This window comes from Thiomonas sp. UBA7699 (assembly GCF_002482605.1).
Taxonomy (GTDB): Bacteria; Pseudomonadota; Gammaproteobacteria; order Burkholderiales; family Burkholderiaceae_C; genus Thiomonas; species Thiomonas arsenitoxydans.
Map to the genome: position 1 here is coordinate 51,427 of NZ_DLGH01000027.1, position 24,703 is coordinate 76,129.

General features: G+C 63.8%; 28 protein-coding genes and 1 pseudogene. 5 read left to right on the forward strand and 24 right to left on the reverse strand.

Annotation, left to right across the window (positions count from 1 at the left end):
• Positions 1-3 precede the first annotated feature (3 nt).
• From B3H47_RS15340 to B3H47_RS12250, 9 genes and pseudogenes are all read right to left on the reverse strand, one after another.
• Positions 4-396: pseudogene (locus B3H47_RS15340) on the reverse strand (relaxase/mobilization nuclease domain-containing protein); the annotation flags it as partial.
• Positions 393-797 carry a plasmid mobilization protein gene (locus tag B3H47_RS12215; protein ID WP_286987216.1) on the reverse strand — a complete coding sequence of 135 codons (405 nt, stop codon included), beginning with the start codon at positions 795-797 and terminating at the stop codon, positions 393-395. The gene B3H47_RS12215 and the pseudogene B3H47_RS15340, both read right to left, overlap by 4 nt.
• Positions 798-1,326: 529 nt before the next feature.
• Complete coding sequence (locus B3H47_RS12220; RefSeq protein ID WP_286731644.1) at positions 1,327-1,548, reverse strand: helix-turn-helix domain-containing protein; 222 nt, start codon at positions 1,546-1,548, stop codon at positions 1,327-1,329.
• Positions 1,549-2,092: 544 nt separating this feature from the next.
• Entirely contained in the window at positions 2,093-2,398 is a 306-nt protein-coding gene (locus B3H47_RS12225; RefSeq protein ID WP_286987218.1) for a helix-turn-helix domain-containing protein, read from the reverse strand.
• A gap of 82 nt (positions 2,399-2,480) precedes the next feature.
• Positions 2,481-2,696, reverse strand: coding sequence for a DNA-binding protein (locus B3H47_RS12230; RefSeq protein ID WP_414718244.1), 216 nt, complete (start codon positions 2,694-2,696; stop codon positions 2,481-2,483).
• 83 nt (positions 2,697-2,779) lie between these two features.
• On the reverse strand, positions 2,780-4,162 hold the full coding sequence (locus tag B3H47_RS12235; protein WP_286987219.1) for a TrbI/VirB10 family protein: 1,383 nt from the start codon (positions 4,160-4,162) through the stop codon (positions 2,780-2,782).
• 12 nt (positions 4,163-4,174) lie between these two features.
• Positions 4,175-5,158 carry a TrbG/VirB9 family P-type conjugative transfer protein gene (locus tag B3H47_RS12240; RefSeq protein WP_286987220.1) on the reverse strand — a complete coding sequence of 328 codons (984 nt, stop codon included), beginning with the start codon at positions 5,156-5,158 and terminating at the stop codon, positions 4,175-4,177.
• Complete coding sequence (locus B3H47_RS12245) at positions 5,155-5,436, reverse strand: hypothetical protein (protein WP_286987221.1); 282 nt, start codon at positions 5,434-5,436, stop codon at positions 5,155-5,157. Before B3H47_RS12245 ends, B3H47_RS12240 begins: the two co-directional genes overlap by 4 nt.
• A gap of 8 nt (positions 5,437-5,444) precedes the next feature.
• On the reverse strand, positions 5,445-6,095 hold the full coding sequence (locus B3H47_RS12250; protein WP_286987222.1) for a VirB8/TrbF family protein: 651 nt from the start codon (positions 6,093-6,095) through the stop codon (positions 5,445-5,447).
• 216 nt (positions 6,096-6,311) lie between these two features.
• Between B3H47_RS12250 and B3H47_RS12255 the strand changes: the two genes are divergently transcribed.
• On the forward strand, positions 6,312-6,569 hold the full coding sequence (locus B3H47_RS12255) for a type II toxin-antitoxin system RelE family toxin (RefSeq protein ID WP_156054900.1): 258 nt from the start codon (positions 6,312-6,314) through the stop codon (positions 6,567-6,569).
• Positions 6,566-6,934, forward strand: coding sequence for a helix-turn-helix domain-containing protein (locus B3H47_RS12260; protein ID WP_156054899.1), 369 nt, complete (start codon positions 6,566-6,568; stop codon positions 6,932-6,934). The genes B3H47_RS12255 and B3H47_RS12260 overlap by 4 nt, the downstream gene beginning before the upstream one ends.
• Positions 6,935-6,982: 48 nt before the next feature.
• Here B3H47_RS12260 and B3H47_RS12265 read toward each other — a convergent pair whose 3' ends face one another.
• Genes B3H47_RS12265 through B3H47_RS12305 form a run of 9 tightly spaced genes read right to left on the reverse strand, consistent with a single transcriptional unit; the run spans position 6,983 to position 14,412 of the window.
• Positions 6,983-7,225: a hypothetical protein gene (locus B3H47_RS12265; RefSeq protein WP_156054898.1), complete on the reverse strand. Its 243-nt coding sequence runs from the start codon at positions 7,223-7,225 to the stop codon at positions 6,983-6,985.
• A 1-nt stretch (position 7,226) separates the two neighbouring features.
• The gene (locus tag B3H47_RS12270) at positions 7,227-8,438 is read right to left on the reverse strand and encodes a type IV secretion system protein (RefSeq protein WP_286987244.1); all 1,212 of its coding nucleotides are present in this window, start codon (positions 8,436-8,438) and stop codon (positions 7,227-7,229) included.
• Between the two features lie 3 nt (positions 8,439-8,441).
• The gene (locus B3H47_RS12275) at positions 8,442-8,864 is read right to left on the reverse strand and encodes a hypothetical protein (protein ID WP_286987223.1); all 423 of its coding nucleotides are present in this window, start codon (positions 8,862-8,864) and stop codon (positions 8,442-8,444) included.
• Between the two features lie 9 nt (positions 8,865-8,873).
• On the reverse strand, positions 8,874-9,581 hold the full coding sequence (gene trbJ / locus B3H47_RS12280; RefSeq protein ID WP_156054896.1) for a P-type conjugative transfer protein TrbJ: 708 nt from the start codon (positions 9,579-9,581) through the stop codon (positions 8,874-8,876).
• A gap of 11 nt (positions 9,582-9,592) precedes the next feature.
• Positions 9,593-11,125: a hypothetical protein gene (locus B3H47_RS12285; protein ID WP_286987224.1), complete on the reverse strand. Its 1,533-nt coding sequence runs from the start codon at positions 11,123-11,125 to the stop codon at positions 9,593-9,595.
• The gene (locus B3H47_RS12290; protein ID WP_286987225.1) at positions 11,122-13,572 is read right to left on the reverse strand and encodes a transporter; all 2,451 of its coding nucleotides are present in this window, start codon (positions 13,570-13,572) and stop codon (positions 11,122-11,124) included. The genes B3H47_RS12285 and B3H47_RS12290 overlap by 4 nt, the downstream gene beginning before the upstream one ends.
• Positions 13,569-13,868, reverse strand: coding sequence for a conjugal transfer protein TrbD (trbD, locus tag B3H47_RS12295; protein WP_286987226.1), 300 nt, complete (start codon positions 13,866-13,868; stop codon positions 13,569-13,571). The genes B3H47_RS12290 and trbD overlap by 4 nt, the downstream gene beginning before the upstream one ends.
• Positions 13,865-14,056: a hypothetical protein gene (locus tag B3H47_RS12300; RefSeq protein WP_013106266.1), complete on the reverse strand. Its 192-nt coding sequence runs from the start codon at positions 14,054-14,056 to the stop codon at positions 13,865-13,867. The genes trbD and B3H47_RS12300 overlap by 4 nt, the downstream gene beginning before the upstream one ends.
• 2 nt (positions 14,057-14,058) lie before the next feature.
• Positions 14,059-14,412 (reverse strand): TrbC/VirB2 family protein, encoded by a 354-nt coding sequence (locus B3H47_RS12305; protein ID WP_286987227.1) that lies wholly within the window; start codon positions 14,410-14,412, stop codon positions 14,059-14,061.
• Positions 14,413-14,593: 181 nt separating this feature from the next.
• Here B3H47_RS12305 and B3H47_RS12310 point away from each other — a divergent pair, with 181 nt between their 5' ends.
• The gene (locus tag B3H47_RS12310) at positions 14,594-14,872 is read left to right on the forward strand and encodes a BrnT family toxin (RefSeq protein ID WP_286987228.1); all 279 of its coding nucleotides are present in this window, start codon (positions 14,594-14,596) and stop codon (positions 14,870-14,872) included.
• Positions 14,832-15,152 (forward strand): BrnA antitoxin family protein, encoded by a 321-nt coding sequence (locus tag B3H47_RS12315; protein ID WP_286987230.1) that lies wholly within the window; start codon positions 14,832-14,834, stop codon positions 15,150-15,152. The genes B3H47_RS12310 and B3H47_RS12315 overlap by 41 nt, the downstream gene beginning before the upstream one ends.
• 203 nt (positions 15,153-15,355) lie before the next feature.
• Here B3H47_RS12315 and B3H47_RS12320 read toward each other — a convergent pair whose 3' ends face one another.
• The 5 genes from B3H47_RS12320 to B3H47_RS12340 form a co-directional block, all read right to left on the reverse strand.
• The gene (locus tag B3H47_RS12320; RefSeq protein WP_286987231.1) at positions 15,356-15,940 is read right to left on the reverse strand and encodes a S26 family signal peptidase; all 585 of its coding nucleotides are present in this window, start codon (positions 15,938-15,940) and stop codon (positions 15,356-15,358) included.
• Positions 15,937-17,871 carry a type IV secretory system conjugative DNA transfer family protein gene (locus B3H47_RS12325; protein WP_286987232.1) on the reverse strand — a complete coding sequence of 645 codons (1,935 nt, stop codon included), beginning with the start codon at positions 17,869-17,871 and terminating at the stop codon, positions 15,937-15,939. The genes B3H47_RS12320 and B3H47_RS12325 overlap by 4 nt, the downstream gene beginning before the upstream one ends.
• 144 nt (positions 17,872-18,015) lie before the next feature.
• Positions 18,016-20,640 carry an ArdC family protein gene (locus B3H47_RS12330; protein WP_286987233.1) on the reverse strand — a complete coding sequence of 875 codons (2,625 nt, stop codon included), beginning with the start codon at positions 20,638-20,640 and terminating at the stop codon, positions 18,016-18,018.
• Complete coding sequence (locus B3H47_RS12335) at positions 20,633-20,776, reverse strand: hypothetical protein (protein WP_286987234.1); 144 nt, start codon at positions 20,774-20,776, stop codon at positions 20,633-20,635. The genes B3H47_RS12330 and B3H47_RS12335 overlap by 8 nt, the downstream gene beginning before the upstream one ends.
• Before the next feature lie 73 nt (positions 20,777-20,849).
• Complete coding sequence (locus tag B3H47_RS12340) at positions 20,850-23,369, reverse strand: LPD7 domain-containing protein (protein WP_286987235.1); 2,520 nt, start codon at positions 23,367-23,369, stop codon at positions 20,850-20,852.
• A gap of 240 nt (positions 23,370-23,609) precedes the next feature.
• On the opposite strand from B3H47_RS12340, the gene B3H47_RS12345 reads away from it, so the two are divergent.
• Positions 23,610-23,747 carry a hypothetical protein gene (locus tag B3H47_RS12345; RefSeq protein ID WP_156054886.1) on the forward strand — a complete coding sequence of 46 codons (138 nt, stop codon included), beginning with the start codon at positions 23,610-23,612 and terminating at the stop codon, positions 23,745-23,747.
• Between the two features lie 43 nt (positions 23,748-23,790).
• Here B3H47_RS12345 and dmeF read toward each other — a convergent pair.
• A partial coding sequence (dmeF, locus tag B3H47_RS12350) for a CDF family Co(II)/Ni(II) efflux transporter DmeF (protein WP_286987238.1) occupies positions 23,791-24,703 on the reverse strand: 913 nt, incomplete at its 5' end.

The window sequence follows — 24,703 nt, forward strand, 5'->3', positions numbered from 1 at the left end:
GCGGCCCAGATACACCGCACCGGTTGCACTGACGCGCGAGGCAACGATGTGGATATGCTGGCCTTGCGCGTCGTCATGCATCACGTAGCAGCGCGGATGATCGGGGGTGAATCCCATCCGCGCCATATAGTCGTCACACAGGGTTTTCCAGCGTTCTGGGGGCAGCGTTTCGCCCGCGGGCAGGCGTAGCGAGTTGTGCCAGACGGGCTTACCGATGTCGGGTCGCAGGGCGCGCACGGCAGCGAATTCGCGGCTGAGTTGGCGCACATCGATGCCAGACAGGTTGCCGCCGATGAGCACCCCGGGGCTGTCCTGGTGGTCACGGTCGCGGCCGAAGACGTAGCGCAGCACGCCCTGGAATCCGCTGCCGCGCTTGATGCGGTTCATCCCTTTCATGGGCCTGCCTCCTGGTCGATCTCCTCGTCCGTTCTCGCAGCAAGAAGGGTGCTGCGCAGCGCAAGGAGTACCTCGTGGATGTCGGCCACACTGGGCAGGGACGCCCCCGAGAACCGCGCCGAATTGATGGCCGCAGCGATTTGATTGAGGTTGCTGCCGACGCGCGCCAGCGCACGCCATTGCGCCACGGCGATGCGGTTGGGAGCGGCCGGTGGCCAGCGGTTTAGGAGGGCCGCGCGCATCCATTCGCCACGCGCCAGACGGCCGCGTTTGGCGTCGAGCAGGGCGAGTTCCGTGGGGTTCAGACGCACACTGATGGTGTGCGTGCGGCGCTCGCCAGGTGGGAGCGGTTCGGGGCCGTGGCGGCGGCGCCGGGCGATGAGGGAGCTAGGGTTTTGCATGGTGAGCGCAACAAAGCGTGTGCAGTTCCCCCCGGCAAAGCGCAGCGGCGCCGGGGGCAAGGGCAACCCAAGCGAAGCGCGGGTTAGCCCTTGCTACACGGGTTTTCGGGGTGTGGAGTGCCACGGAAGGCGCGGACAGACTGCATGCCGTCCGATGAGCACGCCAACGAGAGACGATGGCCGGACTGGATCGCCCCTCTGCCGACTGTTGCGACCCCTCGGGCAGCCGGACAAAGACCCCGGCGTTCGCTTCGCTCGCGCCCGACCACGCCCTGCGGGCGTGGTGAACCCCGGCAGGCGGGGAAGGGGATTGGCCTGAAGAGGGGGGTCCCCCGCGGGCGGTTTTAACCCCAGAGGGGTCGGCACGCACCGCGTGCCGGGGGAGGGTCTGGGCTGCGGTGCGGGTTCTGGGTCTGACGGCACCGGCAGTCCAAGCGGGTCGGGGTTGGCCTGCCTTGGACGGACGGGCTGCCGGGCGTCTCATCCCTGCCCTGCTCGCGTTGTGCGCGTGATGGGGGCGCGACATGGCTCAGGGCGCCAGGTTGTCGGCGATTGTTGTCACGCCGTTTTGCATCAGCTCGGCAACCTCGTCGCGTCGAAATCGCAGGGCGCGCCCGATTCGCACCGGATGGAGGTGGCCGCCGACGGTGAGGCGATAAATGGTTGTCCGCGACAGTTGGGTCCACTGTTGGACGGTCTTGACGGTCAGAAGGGTCTGCGTGGGCGGGGTTTGCGTGGGCGTGTGGGTCATGTCGGGTTCCTCAGGGTTGAGGAAGTGTCCAATGACTCGCGTTTACATGCAAACGCCTGTTTTGTTGACAGATTTAATTGATCGAGGTAGTTTTTATCTCGGAGTCAAGGCAAATCCGGCGTAAACCGACTCAATCGCGCCGTGAATGCGACCATGATTCTTTTCTATTGAATTCATCATCTGCATCCACTCGCTCAATCACTCCACAGGGAAGATCGCGGCTTAGCCCCCAGGAACCATGCGGGGCAGATCAGGAGGGGGACTGGGGTAGCGTGCAGGCGCGTGGGCTGCCCGGTCTGCGCGCATCGGGTCAGCACGCGACGTGCTGATGCGTTTGGATCACACCGGCTTTGATGACGGTTTTGATGACAGACGAAGGCAGAAAAGAAAAAAGCCTAAGTGAATCAATTACTTAGGCTTATGTCTTGGCGGAAAGAGGGAGATTATATTTTAATTGAAAATCAATTACTTAGTGCGTTGATACCATGTTCAGAACCATTAAATGAAGATTCTGATGGCATTCCTCAAGCTCCCCCTTGCACCTTCATGCGGCAAGCTCTTGCGTCAAGTCCGGGTGACGTGCAATGAGCCGCAGCAAGCACAGCACGCCGCCGGGCGGGGCGAAACGCCCCTGCTCCCAATCACGCAAGGTTGCGACTGGTGTCGAGATGCGTTCCGCGAACGCTGCCTGCGTCAATCCCGACGCCTCTCGGGCCTTGCGCACAAGAATCTGCTCGGGAGTCGTCACGCGCCCCATCCGCGCCCGAGCCTCCTCCAGGGCCTGACGCAGATCCGGTAGCGGCTCGCCCGAGTCGGCCTCGATAGCCCTGACGATTTCGTTCACGTCCATTTCACACCACCTTTCGGATGTCCTTGGGAAGCATGTTGTCCTGCTCAGCTTTGGCGTAGACCGCCACCAGCAGCACGGCCTCCTAGTCGGTCAGGTTAAAGTAGAGCATGCGCACCCCGCCTGACTTGCCGCCGCCTGCGCGCTTCCAGCGCACCTTCCGAGCCCCATCCGCTTCCGGAATCACGTCGCCCGCGTCAGCATGCTCGGCGATCCATGTGATGAACTGCAGCCGATCCTCTTCGGCCCAGATGCGATGCGCCTGCTTCTGGAAGGTCGGAGTTTCGATGACCGTGCGCATGGTACGCATTGTACGGGATTTCCGTAGATTTGCTTCAGCCGTGAAGCGTCTATATCCCCCTGCGGCAAGCCTTGGCTTCCGCCTTACTGGCCCGGATACGGCGGCAGGATCATCGTCCGATTCACCAGCACGTTGAACGCATAGCCGGGTCGGATGACGAGCGTGGGCTGGATGTTCAGGTTACGGTTGAGCAGATTGGTGCCGACGTTGTTGAGCTGCTGCGCCGCGGCTGCTGCGGCCTGTTGGCTCGCGGAAGGGGTGTTCAGTGCCCCGGCGTTCTGCGGCTGGCTGAGCTGCGCGCCGACGCCAAGCAGGCTCATCAGGATGGCGCTGCCGAAGACGCGGAAGTAGTGGTTGTCCACCTGGTCGTGGAAGCCGGCCTGGCCCTTGCCATCGGTGCCTTCCATGCCGCGCAGGTCGATGGTGGCGCCATTCGGGTAAATCAGCCTGCTCCAGGCCACCAGCACGCGGCTTTGGCCATAGGCGATCTGGCTGCTGTATTCGCCGATCAGGCGGGTGCCCTGGGGGATGAGCACGACACTGGGATTCAAGCTGTCGTACACGGTCTGCCGCACCTGGGCGCTGATGGCGCCCGGCAGGTCGCTGTCGATCCCAGTCAGCATCACGGCGGGGATCACGCTGCCCGCGAAGAGTTCGTGCTGGGCGAGGGGCGGTTGCACAGCGGCAGGGAGATAACCGTTGTCACCCTTCGCCTGGGCGGCATCGAGGAAGCCCTTGTTCTGCTGCTGGGGGGATGGCTGGGCTGCGCCACCCTGCCCTGCTGCGCCTTGGAGTGCGGCGAGAGCTTTCTGCAGAGTTTGCTCCTGATCGCCGGGCTTGGGCACTGCGCCGAGGGCGAGGCGGCGCAGGGCGTCGGCAGTGTCGCTTACGGCCAATCTTGATGCTCCAGGCGCTGCCAGCTCGACCTTGGCGAGGTGTGCGCTCTGGGCTGCCAGCACGGCCCCCTCCAGCTCTTTGTAATGCTGCTCTTCCAGCCACTGGTGGTATTTCTGGGCAGGTGTGAGTTGTTGTGGGTTGCCGGTTGTAGCCAGGGTTGCGCCTGGGGTTTGCAAGGGGTTGGCTGGTGCACTGGCTGAAGCATGGGGTTGGGCCGGGTTCGATGCGCCGTGCTCTGGCGTCGCAGCCGCCGCCTGGGTTGCGGCGCGCTGCATGGCTGCGATGTCCGGGCTGGTCTGGCCGACCTGCTGTGCCCCGGAGTCGCTGCCGTCAGAGGGGGCGGACGACTTGTTCCCGGCGGTCATGATGCCGAGAATCATGCCGCCAGCAATGACGCCTCCTGCGACGAAAGCCACTTTCTTGAAGTTCTTGCTCAGGCGCGCACCGCCCTCGCGCGGGGTGCCCTTGATGCTCAGACCTTTCTTCTTGCCTGCTGTGGTTCCGTCCACGTCCTGCGCGAGCAAGCGGCTGTCGGCCTCTGGGGTGTCGGGTTGTTTAGGGTCGGTCATCATGGTCTCCGATCAGCGTGCCCACCAGCCGGAGTTCATCTGCCCGTGATGGCAGGTGACGCTGCGTGAGTCTTTGCCGACGCCGACGGCCAGCTTGAACTTCTGCGGCAGGCCGTCAATGACAAAGTAGCCGTGCACCAGACGGCTGTTGAGCAGCTCGGTGGTGTCGCTGGTGACGTTGAACACGGCGGGCGCGTCGGTGTAGCGCATCTTGCCCGGCATCTGCAGGTAGGTGTGACCGCCGCCTGAGAACACACGGATCGGCAACAGATCATCGTTCTCCAGGTTGGCGTGGCCGTCGTCGAGTTTGCAGGTGTAATTGAAGTCCAGGGTAGAGGGATCGATCCGACCCAGCGGGGCAACGACTTCCTGCTTCTTGGCGGCAGCCTGCGCCGCTTCGGCCGCCCGCTGCTGAGCGGCCTGCTGTTCCATGTTGATGACCAGCTGCTGCGGATCGTAGAACCCGATCTGCGGCACATAGTTGTGCTTGTCGCTGACCAGGGTCATGTAGTACACCCGGCCCGCATCGGTGGTGACGGCCAGATTGGTCGTCAGGCCAGCGGCGGTCGGTTTGACGACGACCACCGGCGTCTTGCCAGCATCGGCGGTCTGCACCAGCCAGCGCACGCTGTCGCCAATGGACAGGTTGGTGATGTGTTCGCCAGGCAGCAGGTTGATGACGCAGATGTGCAGCGGCGCGCAGGTGATGGTGGGCTGGCTCTGGCCGTAGGCATACATCACCATGCCGTTGGTGCCGACCATGCTGGGAGCGCTGCCGGTGTTGAGCCAGGTCTGCGCGGCCGCCGAGGTGGCCCTCCAGGACAGCGGAATCGGCGCTTTGAGGTCATAGATTTGGTGGCTGGTCTGCAGCTGCGGCGATGTCGTGGTTTTGATCTCTGACTTGGGCTGAGAGGCAGAAGCCATCGGCGGCGCTGCGTGGGCGCTTGCCGCAGCGGCCATGATGGCCATGGCGAGCAGGGTTTTGCGGTGTGTCATGACTTATCCTCCTGATAGAGCATGATGGAGTTGACAAAATCCGGTCGCAGGATGCGCGGGCGCACGATGACGCCAAGCAGCCCGGTCGGCAGACCGACCGCCGCGAGCCAGACGGCATAGAAGTAGGGGATGAAGCGGTAGCCTGCGGCATCAAATACAAAGGGCATGACGAGCAGGACGACTGGCACACACAGAACCAAAGCTTGCCCAATCGACTCCAGTAAGGCGGAGAGGATGTAGCGCCCGGTCCACCGGGCGGCGGCTTTCTGGTGTTCCATCAGAGCGGTCACTTGGCGCCGCCGACGATCTGCGTCCAGGTCACGTTCTTGACGAACAGACCCAGCGGGTTGTCGAGCATGACCTGGGGGTTGTCGGCCAGCTTGGGATCGAGGCCGGTGGTGATGTTGGCCCGCCAGTGTTCAACCGGTTTGGGCCGACCGCCCTCATAGCGCTGCTCATCCCAACCGACCTGCCAGGTGTCTTTGCTGACGGGCAGGACGCTGGTGATGGTGACGTTGACCGTGAAGTCGCCAAAGGGCGGGTGGGCGGCGTAGTAGGTGTTGAGGTAAGACCCGGCGTTGCTCCCGGCCATGGCGTAGACCTTGGCGATGAGCGCTTTCTGCGCAAGGGGATCGGGGATGACGCTTCGCGCCGTCCACACCCAGTTGGCGACCTGCGCCTCGATGATGCGCTGGCTGACGGCGTTGCCGCCCGCGGGTTGCGCCATCGCCACCGGGTTGCCCATCTTGTCGAGGGCGACGACGAAGGGCTGGATCTTGCTTTGTCCGCCAACATAGGTGATGCCGGCGACCGCAATCGCCGCGACGGCCAGGCTGGCGAAGGCGGCGAGACGCCAGGTCTTTGCGCGGGCGAGCGCGTCGCCATAACGCTCATCCCACTCGCGCCGGGCGTTGAGGTAGGGGTTGGCTTCGGCCATACCGTTCTCCAGGGTTGCGGCACCAGACATTGGCGCCTTGCCCTGACTCTGCGCGGTGGGGACAACTGCATCAGCGGGTGATGCGTCTGTCAGGGAACCCACGTCCGTGCTTTGCGCCGACGCAACTCCAACGGCGCGCTGCGCCGCCAACTCGCGCAGCGAATCAATCGAGCATTAGAGTTTGCAGAATAGTTTGCATTCCGCTAATATTGTCCCATGTACTCGATTGAATACAGCCGCGAAGCGTTCAAGAGCCTCAAGGCCATGCCACACAATCTGGTAACGACGGTGCGCGAAAAAATCGAGCAGTTGGCGGCTGCGCCCCACGGACCGAACAACAACGTGAAGAAGCTGCAGGGGCGCCCTGGCTATCGGTTGCGCGTCGGCAATTGGCGCGTGATTTACGAAATTCATGATGACCGACTGGTGGTGATGATCCTGGCGGTTGCCCCACGAGGAGGTGCGTACCAATGAGCACGATTCAATTCATCGAACGCAACGGGAAGCGGGAATACGCTGTGGTTCCGATGGCGTTGTTTGCGCGGCTCTTGCGTGCCGCCGAAAACCTGGATGACGTTGCCCTGTTCGATGCCGTGAAAGCTTCCGACGATGGATTCCGCGTGCCGGGCGCGGTCGCGCATGCCATCCTGGACGGGACCCATCCTGTCAAGGCCTGGCGCGAATACCGCGGATTCACTCAGGACACTTTGGCCGAGAAGGCCGGCATCAGCAAGGCCTATCTCAGCCAGATCGAGACGGGCAAGCGGACCGGAGTGGCCAAGACTCTCAAGGCCCTCGCATCGGCGCTAGGCGTGACGCTCAACGAATTGCAGCCATGAGTGCCGCAGTAGGGGCCAGCCACGGCCCGAACGCGCCATAGTCGCGCGTTATGGCCGCCGTCTCTCGATCGTGATCGACACGGCCATCGAGGCGGCAAAGAAAACCGACCAAATGACGGTGGCTGCGGGCGGCTTGAAGGCATGCTCCCACAGCACAGCGAACCAGACGGCGTTGACGATCTGCAGCAGCAGGATCACCAGGCTTTTGCGGTCGCGTTGAATCGCCCGGGAAAGACTCGCACCGATTTCATCGGCGACCTGCCTGCGTAGGCGGTTCTTGTCGTCAGCCATGTCAGTGCTCCACATGGCCGAGGCGGATCTGAATGCCGCTGCCACCCCCGCCCTCGTGGCAGGCGATGTCGTCTTTCGTGTCCGCAACCTTGCCGACGTTGTCTTTCAGCACGTCGAACGGGTCGCGGTCCGATTTGCCTGGCGGCTTGTCCAGATCAGTCCGCCCGCTCTCGCCGGATGGTGCGCCAAGCGCATCGATGGGGCCTTTCGGTGGGGCGCTCGGTGCTGGTGAAGGTTGCGCCGGTGCGGGTGTCGCAGAAGGACGCAACGGTGTGCTCGACGGGCCGCTGATCCCCTTGCCCTCCATCATTGCTTGAGCCGCCTGGCCCATGCGAGCGGTATTGGCTCCGACGCTGCCCGCACCGGCCAGCGACCCGGCAGGCGTGCCGGAAGTTGGGGCTGACGTGGAAGCACCGCCGCCTTTCGCTCCGCCTCCGATGGAACCCATCATGCCGCCTGCGGGCTTGCCGCCTGAGCCTGTCATCTGTCCAAGTGCGGCAAGCTTTTCTGCGCCGGCAATGGCACCGCCCGCGCCCGAGGCGCCGCCGCCCGAACCGGCGCCAAGCAACCCGGCCATTTTGTCGAGGCCTTTCGCGCCGCTGGCGTAGGCCGCAACACCTGCCGCGCCTGCTGCGGCCATGCCGCCAGCAATGGCTGCCGCACCGCCCGCCACATTGCCCAGCGACATATTGGGCGAGCCATTCATCAGGCTGCCCGCAAGGCCGGGCGCTTGCATGCCGATGACCCCGTAGATGAGCATGCTGACGCCGACAGTCAACAGGTCGGTCGGCGGAAGCGACTTCCCGGTGTATTGGGCGATGTAGGCCAGTTCGCTGTTGATGAGATTCTGTCCGAGCCCGATGATGGCATAGATCATCAGCAGTTTGATGCCCACGCTGACCAGGTAGCCGATGTATTTCTCACCGAAGCTGCTGGTCAGGCCGGATCCCGTGAAGCCCAGCATCACCAGGCCTGCCCCGCCGACCAGATAGGTCTCGATCAGCGTCATCAACAGTTGCAGCGCAACGAGGCCGAATCCGATCAGGGCCAGCAGCGAGGTGATGGCGATGATGATGGCCAGGAACAGGTTGCTGCCAATGTTGAGGAGACCGCCCGGCGCTTTGTTGTAGACCTCATAGAGCTGGTGCACCACGGAGAACGCCATCGACATCACGCCAGAGGGCGATGCGGTTGCCGCGCTCGATCCGCCGATGGCTTAACCCATGTCCATGAAGCTCGACGTGATCAGCGGCATCCACGTCGGCGCGTACTTGACGATGGTGTAGAAGAAGGCGATGGAGGCGATCTTCAGGGTGGCTCCGGCGATGAAGTCGGCCAGGTCGTTTTTCTTGAGAACCTGCTTGATCCCCCACCAAGACAAATCCATGGCGGCCAGCGCCGTGAATATCTTGAAGGCGTAGCCCTGCGCCGTGGTCATCCACCCCGTGGTCGCGGCTTGAAACTGGGAGCTGATGGTGTCAAGGTATCCCTGGCCCCCTGGGCCGCCTGTCGGGGTGGGCGCAGGCGCGGCGTGCGCACTGACCGCCACCGCGAGCAGGAGCATCAACCCGGCCGCAACGGCCCATTGCGTGCGGGTCGGAAGGGTAATTCGCCAAGTTGCGGCGGTGGCAGGTCGCATCATGGCTCCTCAGAATGCGCCCGGCCCGGTGGGCGCGGTCAGAATGGGCGTCACGCTGTTGGACTGATTCACCTGCGTATGCGCCTGCATGGCCATGTAGTTCAGCATGGCCTGATTCCCGGCCTGAATGTCGGATTGCAAGCCTTGCAGCTGGTTGACCATCAGCCCGGCGATCTGGTTGCCGGCCTGCATGACCTGCATGCGCCCGGCGGCGGACTGGCTGGCATCCTGAATCTGCTGGAGCGCTGATTGCGTCGTCTGGAACTTCTGTGCATTGAGCCCATATTGCTGGAGAACGCCGGAGATTTGGCTATCGAGATCGCCGGTCCACTTCTGCAGGCTGGCGTTGTAGTTACCAAGCACGCTATCGGGTGCGCCGAACTGTTGCTGCACGGCGGCCACCGTGTTCTGCGCGGCATAACTCAGCCCCTTGGCCTGTCCGACGAGCTGCACAAGCTGCTGAAGCTGCCCGGACACGTTCGGCCACATCTGCATCGGCAGGCTCTTGAGATTCAGCGCCTGGTTGTACAGGCTCTGGAAACCTTGCTGCACCTGCTGAATGGCGTTGTTGAGCTGCTCGACCATCGTCGCCTCCTGCACGATTTGCTCAGGCAGGGTCGCCCCGGCGATGGCGCCGGAGGCGTGGGCGCTGGGCATCGCCGCAAGGCCGGCCAGGGACAAAGCGATGGCAATCAGGGATTTGTTCATCGTCTTCATGGTGGATTTCCTCACTGGGCCGCAACAGCGGCGTTGATCGATTGCATCGTGGCGTTGAACGAGGTGACGGCAGATTGCGCCGCGGCACCGTTCATGGCTTGGGCCTGCCCCGTGGTGTCGGCCTGTACGGCAGCGGCCGACTGGTTCTGGCGGTCTTCGTCCTGTTGCAGCCGGTCGCCATACCAGGACGCCCAGGTCGCGTTCTGGTCGGCCTCCTGCCCGGCAATATCTGCCGCGCCCTGCCAGGCTTGCTGCGCGCCGACACTCGGCGCTGCGGAGGCGTTCGCAAGATCGGTCTGCTGGATCGACCGTGCCGCCTGTTCCTGTCTGGAATACATCTGGCCGGACGACCAGTCCTGCGCGCCTTGCCAGGTCGCGTCGGTGTTTTCCTGAGCGTGCTGGATTTGCTGCTGGTTCTGGCTTGATCCCACCGACTGGTATCGGGTATCGTTCGTGACGGTGTAGGGCGTCTGGCCGACCGCAGTCGGCAGGCTGGCCGAGGTCTGCTGCTGCACGCCGGTCATCTGCCCGATCTGCTGCTGCACCTGGTCAAAGGACTGCTTGGCCGCTTGCGTGCCCGCAGCGATGTACGTCACGGCCAGCGCCGGTGCTGCGGCCATTTGCGCGGCGTAGAGGCTGTTGGCCGTGGATTGCGCGGCGGCGTTGACGCCCCACCAGTACGCAGCGCAGCCGGGATTCCACCCCGAGCAGGCTGCGGCGGCCTGTGCGGCATGAACGGCCGTGATGTTGGCGGTCTGCTCGCCCATCGCCATACCTGCCATGACGGCTTGCGGGGCGGCGGCTGCAGCCAGATAGCCGATGTCGGCGCTGTGGCTGGACGCGGCTTGCTGCACCTGCCCTTGCTGCACGCCGGTCTGCTGCTGGACGCTGGACAGGCCTTGCTGGGCGCTGGTCTGGCGGGTCTGGCGGGTCTGGCTGGTCTGGCTGGTCTGGCTGGTCTGGCTGGACTGATTGGCCTGCGCGGACGTGTCGGCCTGCGCCTGCGGCACGTCGTTGTTCATCAGCGTGTCGTAACTCGATTGCTGCGACTGTGCGGACTGCTGGGCCAGCGCGCCCTGCTCATTGGAGAGGGCGGTTTGCTGGCTGCTCGTGGACTGCGCCTGATTGGCGGCGTCGAGCCAGGCTTGATAGACATCTCCGTCCTGCTGCGCCCGGTTCGACCAGTAGGCGGCTTGATTGGCCGCGTCCTGAGCCTGCTGGGCGTACTGATCCGCCATGGTCTGATCCGAGGCCGAGTTGGCGGCAGCTTGCGCAGAAGATGCCTGTGACTGGTAGTAGGCGACATTCGCCAGATCGGTCTGCCAGACACCGTACATCTGCTGCGCGTTCTGCTGATCCTGCTGCGCAATATCGCCCGCAACACCTGCTGCGCTGCTGTAGGCGGACTCAAGCGTCCTGGCCGTGCCAGCGGTGTAGGTCGATCCGAGATTGGTCTGGCTGTCGGCCTTGATGGACGCCTGTCCATCGGCCCAGGCCAGCAACGGCAAGGCCGCAAGCGAGGCGGCGAGAAGGGTCTTTTTCATTCGTACGACTCCCAAAGTTCTGCGGCGTGGTTTTGGCCGCGTTCGCGCAGCCATTGGGCGGGCCACGCATCGCCAAGGGTCTCGCGCAGTTGCCGGATGCGCGCGATGTCGTTTTTGCCGCTGGCCCCGACGAAGGCCAGTTCGGGGCTGGTCAGGCCAAGATCGAACAGACGGCACCCGTCTGGGTGCATGACGTAGTACTGTCGCTTCGGAGTGGCAAAGGCCAGAATCTGGATTTGCCGGGCGTTGAGCCCCACGCCCTCATACAGGGGGCGGATGTTCTCGGTCTCGGCCTCGGGGTTGGGCAGAAAAATTTTGGTCGGGCAAGACTCGAAGATCACATCGGCGATGCCCGATCGCACCAAGTCGGTCAGGGACTGCGTGGCGAACACCACGGCCACATTCGCCTTGCGCAGCACTTTGAGCCATTCCCTGATCTTGGCCTTAAACGCGGGATGGCTGAGCATGATCCAGGCTTCATCGAGGATCAACAGCGTGGGCTGGCCCTTGAAACGCTGCTCGATACGGTGGAACAGATAGGTCAGCACCGGCAGCACGAGCTTGTCGCCCTTGTTCATCAGGTGCTCCATCTCGAAGACCTGGAACACATCCTGCCCCAGGCTGTCGGTTTCGGCATCGAGCAGGTGGCCGGCCATGCCACGCAGGGTGTAGGCCTGCAGGGCTTCGCGCAGACTCTGATCCTGCAGCAGCACCAGGAAGTTGGTCAGGGTGCGCTGTGCCATGCGGTCGGTCGAGGCACCGAGCTGGGTGATCGCTCGGAATAGCTCCTGGCGATGGTGAGGCAGCATCTTGACGCCCTGCAGCTCGCAGAGTTGCTCCAGCCATTCGGCAGCCCACACACGCTCAACAGGCTCATCGACCCGGCCCAGCGGGCAAAACGCCAGATCACCGTGCTCGCCCGCGATGTCGTAGTGCTCGCCACCGGCCGCCCAGCACAGCGGCAGCATCGAATAGCCCTTGTCGAAGGCGAAGACCTGTGCGCCTGGGTAACGAAATTGCTGCGCCGCCACGAGGGCCAGCAGCGTGCTTTTGCCGGCGCCGGTCGGACCGAGGATGGCGGAATGGCCCAGGTCGGAAGCGTGAAGACAGAGGGTGAAGGGCGTGCCCCCGTCGGTCTTGGCCTGCAGCAGCGGCGGGCTGTTTGGCGGGTAGAACGGACACGGGTTGTGCTCCGGCCCGGCCCAGACGGCGGTCAGCGGCAGCAGGTGGGCCAGATTAAGCGTATGAATGATGGGGCGGCGCACATTGGCGGCGGTGTTGCCCGGCAACGTGCCCAGATAGGCCTCGACCGCGTTCACGTCCTCCACGCGGGCGCCGAAGCCGCGGTTCTCGATGAGCTTGACCATTTCCCGGGTGGATTCGTCCAGGACTTGCGGGTCTTCATGCGAGAGCAGCAGAACACTGGTGTAGTAGCCGAACAGCACCATGCCGCTGGACGCTTCGGCCAGCGCCTGCACCGCGTCGTTGGCCATGCGATCGGCGTCGGCGTTGATGTGGGTGGCCTGGCCGCCGGCGTTTTCACGCAGCAGGTTCATCATGCTCTTGCGCTTTTGTGCCCACTTGCTGCGGTATTTGTTGAGCGTCTTCTCGGCCTGGCCGGGATCGAGGTAGATGAAGCGGCTGCTCCAGCGGTACGACACCGGCAGCCGCGAGAGCATGTCCAGAATGCCGGGGAAACTCTCAGGCGGCAGACCGGTCAGCGCGATGCAGGACAGGCTGCGACGGTCGATACGGGGGATGAAGCCGGTCGTGAAATCGTGCTGGCCGAGCACGGCGTCCAGGTACATGGGCACTTGCGCCATGCGGAAGGGGCGGCAATCCGGCAACAGGCTCACGCACTGTTCCAGATGGGCCAGCAACGGGCTGGTGAGGAAGCCGGTGCGAGGGTCGATGCTGTCTTTGAGGCGACGGATCTCCAGCAGGGTCGAAAGGCGGGATTCCAGTTCCCGGATCTGTTCCTTGAAGCGTTCAAGGTTGCGGCTGGCCGTGGCTTTGACTCGGCCCTCGACAAACAGATCGGCCGTTTTGCTCGCTGCGTCGGGCATGGGGAACCAGGTGACGGTGAGAATGAACCGGCTGCGGTAGCCCACGAAGCTGCGCTCGTGGCTGTTGCGGCGAACGTCGTCGATCAGTCGTGTGGTGCGGTCGGGGAACGCGCCGGGTGGGGCGTAGCCCGGCGCGGGCGCGCGCACCGCGTCGCAGTGCAGCACCCAGCCGTCACCCAGCTTCAAGGCCGCGTTGACGCGGGCAGCCATCGCGCCGAGTTCTTCCTGCGTGGAAGAGTCCAGATCGGGGCCGTGGTAGTCCCAGGCGGCCATCAGGCCCCCGCTCTTGGTCAGCACGACGCCGTTGTCCACCAGCGCCGCCCAGGGCATCAGGTCGGACAGGCTGAAGGCGGCAGAGCGGAACTCCTTGAACGCCATCATGACCGCACCTCGCGATCCTTGGCGAAGGGGCTAGCCTGTGCCGGGTAGTAGCGGCGATATTTGAGCAAGCGTCCGCCGGTCTTTGACAGGATGGGGTCGTAGGCGGCCGCGCGGGAGAGCGCCCACTGGCCGACCATCCACAGCGTGACGCCGATGACAGCGGCCCAGAGCTTGGCCAGCGAGAAGATGAAAATGCCCGCCACGATGGCCAGCAGCAGAACCAGTTGGCGTTCACCGCCCATCATCAGAATGGGGCGATTGAGCGAATCATGGATCGGGGTTTTGGTGTCGTTCATTGCGGAACTCCGGTCACGCGGTCAGTGAATTCAGTGAGGTCGGCCGTGTGGCGCAGCGCTGCAACAATCTGCGGCAGCTCCCAGCCCTGCTCGACCAGGGCCTGCACGACGGCGATCAGGACTTCGGGCAGTTGGGGGCGGGGAGTTGCCTCCCCGCCTTGCCCGGCCTGTGAGAGGGCGGGGTGCATCTTCAGAACACCAGGGCGCCGGTCAGTCCGAGCACCTGGAGGAACTTGTTGCCCAGGACGATGAAGGCCACGCCGAGTACGACGTACAAGGCTTTCTTGGCAATGCCGCCGAGTTCTTCGCCGAACACCAGGGCGGCACCCGCAGCCAAAAAGGCAATGACGCTGATGGCTGTGGCCACCGGGCCGGTCAGGTCGTTCTGCAGGGTGCTGACCGCGCTGTCCCACGGCAAGCCGCCCGCGCCGGTGGCGAAGGCGTCGGCCATGGTGGCGGCGAATACTGCAGAGGCGAGCACGAGGCGCCGCACGACCGCAGCCCGCAGACGGTGGTGGATGGAAAGCGTTTTGAGACGTTTCATGAGGATGCCTTTCAGAATGGGGAACGGGACACCTGACGTTGGCGCCCTGCCCGGACTCTGCGGGGTGGGGACAGGAGGGTGAGCCCGCACCCGGACCAGGAGGTCTCCAACCTGGGCTTGTTTCGATGAGGCGTTGAATCGGATGCCCGATATAACTACAATATGCACCTACAATGCAGCGATGGACTTTGAATGGGACGATGACAAGGCGGCACGAAATCTGAAAAAGCACGGCGTGCGATTCAGCGTGGCAGCGCGGGCGCTGCTCGATCCTTGCCGCATTGAGGTGTACGACGGGCGGGAGGACTATGGCGAAGACCGATGGGCCACCATCGGCTATGCCGACCCGACCTTGTTATACGTGGTCTATACCGTCCGGCATGAGGACACCATCCGGCTAATTTCAGCGAGGAAAGCCAATGAGCAAGAGCGCAAGCAATACCGTCAGGCTCACCCTTGACCCGAAGAACCTCCCCCCTTTGACGGCGCAACAACGCGCCGAGCTTGAGGCCGTCGCCGCCATGCCCGATGAGCAGATCGACTACAGTGATGCGCCCTATTTGCCGGATGCGGTCTGGATGAAAGCGGCAGAGCAGTTGCCGCATACCAAGAAGCAGATCACGCTGCGCATCGATGCCGAAGTGCTGGAGTTCTTCAAGCACACTGGTCAGCGGTATCAGTCGCGCATGAATGCTGTTTTGCGCTCTTATGTCGAGGCGCACAAGGCGCATGTGAAATGAGTGCATGCGCCTATCGGATCGGCCGAGCCAACAATGCAGCAAACGATCAAAACCAGACATGGCCGCACCCTGATCGTGCCCACACCCGAAGAGGACGCGGCGATCAATGCAGGAATTGCAGCGGACCCGGATACCCACGAAGTCACGGATGCGGAGCTCGCACGCATGCGGCGAATGGGTGAAGACGCACGCGCGTTGACGCCTCACGATCCAGTCACCCTGCGGATGTCTTGCCGGGTGATCGGCCCCCAGTAGCGGCTGTCGAAACTCTGGGCGGCCATCGCTGGACGAGCTCCACTGCCATACATCCAGAACTGATCGGGGCCGAGTGTGAACACGCCGTGCTGGTGAGGCAGATGCACCTCTGGAAAGCTCGGGGAGTCGGGAAGCTGGCCGCTATGGGCAAGCGCCTTGCCGTCGATGGTCACGGCCTGTGGGGTGACGGTGATGTGGTCGCCGGGCAGACCGACGATCTGCTTGAACATCGGCATGCCGCCGCCCGGACAGTCGCCTTTCATATAGAAGGGGAAGGCCTGCGGCGTCACCGAGGCTGGGGGACAGAACTCGGAGCGTTCGCCGCGGACGATGCGGGAATTTGCCGTGACGGGCAGCAGGCGATACAGACCGAGCGGCTCGCTCTCGGTCCAGTTGACCCGCCAGCCGAGCCACCCCAGGAGGTTGATGGCCAGGGCGGTCGTTGCCAGCGCCGCGATGGGGATGAGGAGGCGATGCCAGCGCGGCCGACTGCGGCATGAGATCGCCTGTTCGAGGGCGTAGGGAATGCTCATGCCAGTCTCCCCGTTGATGCCGCCGCGCCGAGCTTGATGCGCTCGGCCAGCGCTGCGTCCTGGTAATACTTGATCTTCTGGCAGTAAACGGGGGCGTGACCTGCGACGAAGACCAGCTCGTCGTCGGGCGGCAGGCGCATGCACTCGTCGGGGGTCAACAGCGGGCGCTGCACGATCTGCTCATTGGTGTTGACGTTCTGCAGCACCACCGCAAGCCGGTTGCCGCTGTATTGCCGCTGGGTGTGGCTGACGGTGGCCTGACCGGCCATCTTGCTCAGCAGCTCGGCCGTCTCGATCTTGTTCGGCGCATAGGCCACGCGGATGTGGCAGTTGCTGATGATGGATTCATCCTTGCCATAGGCGGCAAAGAGCTGGCTCAAGTCCTGCACGATCAACAGGGCCTTGAGTCCGTAGCCGGCTATGAAGGCAAGCGCCTCCTGGAAGATGTCGAGCTTGCCCAGACTGGGGAATTCGTCGAGCAGCAGCAGGAGACGATGGGGGTAGCGACTCTTGCTCGCCCCGCCGGCATCGAAGTCCATGCCCTCAGTCAGTCGCCGCACGACCTGATTGATGACCAGGCGCAGCAGGGGCTTGAGGCGATCCTTGTCGCTGGGCGGCACCACCAGATACAGCGCCGTCTTCCTGGGTTCCGGCTTGCCGTCCACATCAGCGCCGCCCATGATGCTTTCCAGGGTGAAATCGGAGACGCGGGTGTTGTCGGCGACGATGGGGTCGCGGTAGAGGGAGAGAAAGGACAGCGCGGTGGACAGCACGCCCGAGGCTTCGTTCGGCGCCTTGTTCAGGAAGGACTGGCTGGCCTGCGCCACAGCGGCCCAGCCGGTACGTGCATGGGGATCGTTGGTCTGTGCGCCTTTCTCCAGGGCGACATCGCGGATGTAGGTCATCACGGCCTGCGAGCCTTCCATCGGCTCGGCGTCCTCACCTTGATTGCGCTCGGTCGCTTCCCGGGCGATGTCACGGATCGGGCCGCCGTCGGAGAGGATGGCCTGCACGGTATGCAGGCAACGCAGGCGAGCGTCTGGGCTATTGCCGTCCCAGTAGAGCAAGACAAACAGCACCACCCCGGTCATGAGGTCGAAGCCGGTCTTGGCCCAGTGGTCGTTCAGGCCCTTGCCGTCAGGATCGACGATCATGGTGGCGATGTTCTGCACATCCTTGACTAGGTTGCCGTCCATGCGGATTTCCTGCAAGGGGTTGAAGCGGGCGGAGTCGGGAGAGGTCGGGTCGAACTTGATGGCACGCTGCCCCAGCACTTTCTCGCGAAAGCCGCTGGTCAGCGCCCAGTTCTCGCCCTTGATGTCGTGCACCAGGACGGATTGATCCCAGTTCAGCAAGGTGGGGATGACGATGCCCACGCCCTTGCCGGAGCGCGTCGGCGCGAACACCATCATGTGTTCCGGCCCCTTGTGACGCAGATAGCGCACCTGCGGGCCGTCGTTCCAGGCGCCGAACAGCACCCCGCCCTTGTTTTTGTCGTCTGGCAGGATGGCTGTGGCGGCGACTTCCGGGGCTGTAGCCCAGTGCGCCGAGCCGTGCAGATCGTTGCGTTCGGCGTCGGCCTTGCGTGAGCGGCGGTAGGCGATGCCTACGGGCAGCACCAGGGAGAGGAAGCCGCCGACGCCCATGATGAGGTGGGCGCGTTCCAGGATGTCCAGCACGGCCTGGCCGTATTCGATGCGGTTGTATTTGAAGGTCCAGATCAGGATGTCGTAGGGGGCGTAGAGCCACGGCGGGATCATGGGCGCACCCAGTGCCGGGGTGAAACCGAAGGCCCAGGCGGCGTATTCGGTGGCCGCCCAGGTGGACAGCAGCACGATCATGATGAACAGGCCCAGACCCGTCCAGACGAAGCGGGTGATGTCTCTCTGCGCCTTGGGGATGTGGTAGATGGCTTCGGATGCGGTGCTCATGGTCGTGCTGCCTGGAAAGGTTTGGGGGCGGCCCGTGACGTGGGCCAGTCGGCGTGCGCCCCGGCAAGGATCGCCAACAGGGGGGAAGGAATCCGGTCGCGCGCTGCGGCGGTTTTGCGCCACCGGCCGCTGGGCGTGCTGGGTTCAGCGTTCCATCGCCGCGGCCTTGCGGTTCGACTGGCGCAGACGGGGACGGGCTGGGCGCTCGGGTTTGTCAGCCTCGGGCGGTTCGGAGGATTTCTCGGCGGATCGATCGGACGCGTTGGACTTGTCCTTGCCTGCTCCCTGCTCAGCCTGCTTCATCACCTGATACTCGGCTGCCTTGCGGTCCTCCTTGTCGAGAACCTTGCGGTTTTGTTCGGCGAGGATGTCGGCAGCCAGTTTGTCGGCGCCTACGGCGTCGGCGAAGCAGTGGAACGCCAGAGCATCGGCAAGCGCTTTGCGCGACACATCACCCGCCATCTCGCTGTCCAGGATGCGGCGCGCTTCTGGCTCCTTGCCGCCATTCGCAACAAAGTTCTGGACGGCTTTTTCGTAAGCGCTGGGTTCCGTCATCTCCCGGTACTCGGCTGCCTTTCGGTCTTCCTTGGCGAGCATCTGACGATGCTCTTCGATTGCCGGCGCGAACTTCTCTTTCAGATCGGGGTATTCGTCAAGTACCTGCTGAGGCGGCATGCTCTTGGGTTCCATGCCCGGCGGATGAACCGCATCAGGCATGTTGTCGTACAGCGCGTTGTTGACCCGGTTTTTGTGCATCATGCGCAGCGCATCGTTCGCGGTCGGGCCCTCGGCGTAGCCCATCAGTTCACCACGCTGCGCGCTGCCGTTGAACACGACCCATTCTCGCCCATGGTTCGGGCCGAGTTTCTGCGCCGTGGCAACGGTGGCGAACTCGGCAAAGGTCAGTTCGTGAGGCTGCTTGGACAGCAATTCATTTTCACGCAGAAGTGCCTCCTGCATCCTGTCGTGCGCCGGGGGCACGGGTTGAACCTCTGGTTCACCCTTGCCGCGAATTACGGTCACGCCCAGACTTTTTCCATGCTCAGCCATCAGAAGCTGTTTGGCCGCGTGGTCGAGTTCAGCGACGCGCTCCGTGGACGACAAGCCGTCCTTGACGGGGATGGGAATGTCGTTCCATCCCTGTGCGATCACAAAGCCGCTGGACTGGGTGTTGACGTTCAGGATTTTCTCGACCGATGCCTTGCCGTGCGTGAACTCGCCGCCTTTGTTTCGGTCCTTGTCCAGCAGGAAGGTCTTTTCATAGGAACCGCCCTGCGTGCGCTTCCACCCGCTGGCCTCCAGGGCATCATGCAGGGTTGGCGGTTTACCCGTGGGTTTGCCTGCATCTGGATTCAGCCCGCCGTCCACGCTCGGGCCGATGTCTTTTTGCGGCACCAGGAAGGAATAGGTTGCCATCTCGGTGAGTAAGCCTTCGTGCCGACCCATGAAAGGATCGGACATGGAGACCGGCCAGCCGACGCCTTGCTTTCCGACCCAGTCCTTGACGCAGGCGGCTTCGCTCTCGCCCAGTCCGCTTTCATCGCGGTTGACCAGAGCGCTCGCCCAATGCGCGGGAGCGTCGATCTCGACGGTCTTGCGCTTGCCTTGCGCCAGTTCGGGCTGCGGCGCAGAGTCTGCCGCCCGTTCCGCCACCTTCGCCGTAGTCTGCCGCTCCTGCGTGACCTGCAAGGCCTGCTCTTTGGCGAGCACATAGTCCACCGCCTTGCCCGCTTCCGCTGCGGCCCGGAAGATTTCGTTCTTGTCGTTCTTGAGCACCTTGGCCCAATCCTGAACGTAGGCGGCGTGACGTTCGGCGTCATGCGGGATGCCGGTCTGGGCGGCGGCGAACAGGCTGAACATCTCGGCGCGTAGCTCTTCCTTGGCGTAGCCCTCGGAGCCGAAGCGGTGACCGCCGGTGATGCCTTCACGATTCAGACGGTGCGCTGCGCCGGTGGCATGGCCGATCTCGTGCAGCAGCGTGCCGTAGTAGCGCGCCGCGCCCTCCTCCTTGCCCAACTCGGAATTGAAGGCGCCGCGTGGAGGCAGAACCACCTGGTCACGCTTGGGCGAATAAAAGGCGTGCTCGGGATGCTCGCCGTAGCTGAGTCCATCGCGCGCCATGGCCTCCTTGAGCGACTCGCCTCGCGTCACCGGGTCGAAGGTCGGCGCGGGTGCCAGGGGCTCCAGTTTCAGCCCCTCGCATTGTGCGACGTTGAACACGGTGTGGACGCGAGAAGTCCAGGTGTCGAGTTCGCGCGCCTTGTCCCAGCTCAGATGTTGCGGGCCTTGTTCGGTACGGCGCTGCACGCGCAGATCGGTGGTCTTGACGTGCAGGGTGGCGTCCTTGTCCGTCGGCATACCGACCTCTGCCCGGCCGTTCTTCTCGCCGAACACCTTCACCCGCATGCCGTTGAGCGTGACGCTGATGTCCTTGCGGGCATAAAAGGGTTGCTCTTTCCACAGCTCGACGGGCAGGCCGTGTTCGCCCTTTTTGATGCGCCCGCCCAGGGCGTTGATCTGCTTGACGGTGCCGTAGCGCGGATCGGTGTACCCTCGATCGGCTTGCTCCAGCATCAGCATGAGGCGGTTGCCGCCGCGGTATTCCCGTCCGGTTTCCATATTGCGCGGTAGACCTGCCCGCAACGCGGCAAAGGGCTTGTCCCAGGGAATCTGTCCCTGCTCCAAGGTCTGAACGAGTTTGTCGGTGAGTTCCTGGCGCAGGTCGCGCGGGGGTTTGACGGGGTGATCGGGTTTGATGTTCTCAGCCATGATCAGCCTCCGTTTGCGCGTCATCTTCGAAGTCCGCGCCGAGGGCTTCGGCCGTGGCGCGGTCAGAGACGAAGATGGACTCAAACTCGGGGGCGCCGTCCGCAGGGACGACGGCTGGGGTTTCGGGGTTTTGCATGACGGGCTCCTGTGAGATAGGCCGTGGCGCACGACGCGCCACGGAAAGACTCTGTGGAGTGGGGACAGGAGGCTCAGCCGCCCAGGCCCATGTCGCGGCTGGGTTGCCGCGGTCGGGAACGGACGGGCGCACGCTGCGGCGTTTCGACCTCGCGTTCTTCGGCGCGCTCATGGGCGACGATCTCACGTTCCACGGCTTTTTCCTGCGCCTTTTCTTCGGTGCGCTCTTGCTTTTGTGCCTGCTCTTCGCGTTTTTTCAGCTCTTCGTCGATGTTGCGGGTGCGTAGTTGTTGCTGAAGCTGCTCACGCTCGGTCTCGATCTTGGCCCACATGCGCTCGGTCACGCGCTCGCCCAGCGGAGTGAGGCGATCCTGGTCGTCGATCAGGCGGGTCTGTTCGTCATGGCCCTGCAGTTGGGTGCGCTGCTCTGGCGTGAGGGGCTGATCGCGCGAGGCGCGGTCGAGGGCGTCGAAGCCGTGGATGTCGAGCTTGCCGAGCAAGGCTTCGGCCTGCATGGCTTGTGCATCGACGGTGTAGGCGCGCCTGTCGCCGCCATGAACTGCGCGGACCGCTTCAACGCTGCCCTTGCCGACTGCTGGCGCGGTGAGTCTTGTGTCTGCACCGAGTTCTTCGCTCTGCAGGGTTTGCAGGCGGCCGAGCTGCCAGGTCTGTTGCAGTTCGGGGTTCTGCACTTTCAGACCCATGCGACCGGCAATCTCGGCGGTGCGCTCCTGGAATTCGCGGCTGCCGTTGAGTTGCAGCCCTTTGTCCATGTCGTACTTCTGCTCGGCTAGGCGCAGGGCGGCCTCGATCTCGGGGTCATCGACGTGGTAGAGATCGACCCGCTCGCCGCGGTCTGTCATCACCCGCTCGCCATCGCGCGCATAGTGAACGCACTTCGGCGGTCCGTCCTCGATATCGTGGGTCAGGCCATCGAGCACTTCGGGTTCCATCGCCGCGGTGCGCCGGCCCCGGATGATTTGCTGCGCGGGATCGCGGCGTTTTTCTTGTTCGAGCAGGCGGGCGGCGGCGGGGTCGTGTTCGGCGCGAGGTTCCAGAAACTCGCGCAGGGTCGGAACGAGAGGCAGGCTGCTGGCCAGGGTCTTGCGCTCGGCGGCCTGCTGTTTCTGCAGATGCTCGATTTGCTTGGCGGCCTCGAACGTCTGCACATCGGGATCGCCCCCATTCTTGACGGTTTCGGCGCGTTGCTGAGCCAGACCGGAAAACAGGGATTCCCGCGCAGCTTGATGCTGCGCGTTCAGGTCATGCCAGGCCTTGGTGCGAATTTCGCGGGTGGGCTGAGCCGCTTCGCGCCAGGCATTCAACAAGGCGGCTTCTTTCTCTGCGTCGCTGACTTCCGCCACTTTTTGCTCTGGCTTCGGCTCCTGTTCGGATTCGACTTGCTCCAGGGCCGCGTTGAGGTCGGCGAACTCCGTTCGCTTCAAGTTCACAGCTTGCTGGACGGGGGCGGGTTCATCGGGGGCGGGTTTCTGCTGCGGTTCGATTTCGGCTTGTGGTTCCATCGGTTTCTCCTGCTTGAGATGGGGGGTGGGGGACAAGGGCTGACGCCCCTGCCCGGCGGATGGCGCGAGGCCGGGATGGCTGCGCTGGAAAATCCACGGCGGGACGGCGCGATCCAGGGTGGCGCGGATCGCATCCGGCCCGCTGTCGCGGAGTTGGTCGCGGGCGTCGTAGCCGGGGGGCGTGACGCCGGAGGTTTTTTCGGGAAGGGCGATGGCGGTGCGGGCGCTGCCGAGGATGCGGGCGGCTTTGAGGGCATTGATCTGCCCTTTGTGGGCGGCACGCTCGCCGTCGTTGTCGGCGTAGAGAGTCACGCGACCCTGCACCTGATCGTGCAGGGCGCGAGCCACGTCAGGAAGGTTCTGAGCCGAGAGCGCGGCAATGACGGGCAGGCCTGTGGCCTGATGGAGGGCCAGCGCGGTGCCGATGCCTTCGCACATCACGACATGCGGGGCGGTTTTGGCGGTCTCGAAGGCGCGCAGTGGCGCTTCGGCGTCCTGACCGTCGATGGGGATGACGGCGAAGGCGCCCTGTGTCGGCGTACCCGCGACGAAGCGTTTGTCGGCAGACTGGCCCGGTTCGGCCCAGGCGATGCGCTGTGTGCCAACCCAGCCGGGCTCGCCCTCGGTGAGCTTGAGCATGGGCACGAGCAATTGCGCACTGTGCTGCCGCAGCCCGGCCGTGGGCAGTGCGGGGTTTTGCAGATAGGGAAAGTTCTGCGGCTCATGGCTGGCCTCCCAGCGCGCCAGGCTGTCGGAAATTGCGGCCTTTTGGCGCTCGGCTTGCTGCTGCAGCCAGGCGGCGCGTTCGGCTTCGGCCTTTTGTTGTTCTTCAGGCGTGCGTTCCCGCGCCAGTTCCGGGCGAAAGGCGATGGGTCTGCCCTCGGCCTTGAAGTTCGTCACCCATCCGCTGCCGTCTTCCCGCAACAGATAAGCGGCATCGTTCCTGCCATTCGGGCGGTCGCCCACGTCGGCGCGGTGAATACGGCCATCGACCTGCAGACGCTGCGGGTCGATGTGCACATCCTGCAGACGGGCGAAGTCGAGAAACTGGGTGAGCTGGGTCGTGTCCATGCCCTGACTCTGCAGGGTGGGGACGGATGGTGCGGCGTCTGATCAGACCCGCCGTATTTCCCGCTTCAACCCGTCGTCGATTTCAATCGAAAGCCGCCACCGGCGGCGGCGTGTCGATCGGACGAGGCGGCGCGCTGGCGTTCGGGGTCGAACCGACTCTTTGGGGGACTGCTGATCGGCCTTAGCGCTCGGTCGGGCCGAGCGAAAGAAAGGCCGCTGTCGGCCATCTAATGCCGTTCGATGATTCTGGTGAGCCGCCATCTGACCATGGCAAACGAACTGCGTGCAGCGGCAGGCTTGAATTTCGGCGCTTTCCAATCGGCTCACGGCAAACCCGGCGCATGGCTCAAATCGGCGTCGGCGCTAATTCCCATCTAGGCGCGCAAGGGAAAGGGCCTCTTCCCATGAACACCCGGAACATCTAGCGCGTGACTTGAACGGTCACGTGGGAAAGATCGGAAAAGCGGGCGAGCAGGCGCTGGTAATGAACACAATCCCTTTCGCCGTCATGATTTTGCACGGCGAGGATCGCGCCCAAGTGGCCCGGGCCCAGGCGCCAGAGGTGCAGATCGCGGATGCTGTCACCCTGCGCCTTCACCAGCGTCGCGATGTCATGGCTAAGCCGACGGTCTGGATTCATGTCGAGCAGAATCGCACCCGTGTCGCGGACTAGGCCGAATGACCAATTGGCGATCACCAATGCCCCGACGATGCCCATGACCGGATCCATGAAATTCAAGCCGAAGAATTTGCCTGCGGCCAAGCCCAGGATCGCAAGGACGGAGACTGCCGCATCCGCCGCAACGTGCACAAACGCTGCACGCATGTTGTGGTCTCGGTGGTGCCCGCCATGTGTATGGGGTATGGGTTCTTCGTAATGCAGCGTGGCGCCGAACGACTCGAAGCGCGCCCCGAGCTTCACGTGCAGGCTGAAATCGTGTGGCTCGGGAATCTCCTCGACTGACTCCCAGCAGTCACCTACGTCACGCAAGGCAAAGCACTGCTCTTCCCCGCCGGTGCGCACCGTGGTTAGCATGACATCAGCCGCCCAAAGGGGCTGCGCACTCCCTGGCTCTTGGAGAGAACGCACTCGGAAGCGCGGAGGAACCCCATCCTCGAAGATGCTCAACTGCAGGCGTCCGGCCGGGGTGTCAATAACCTTCGGCTCGTCGTCATGTGCATGACCGGAGTGGTCGTGCGCATGGCCATTGCCGTGGTGGTGACCATGGTCGCCGCCACTGAGCATCCAGGCGCTGACAATGTTTACTATCAGTCCGAGGAAGGCGATCGCGATAGCCTCGTTGAAACCAATGCGTGTTCGTGCCGATGGAATT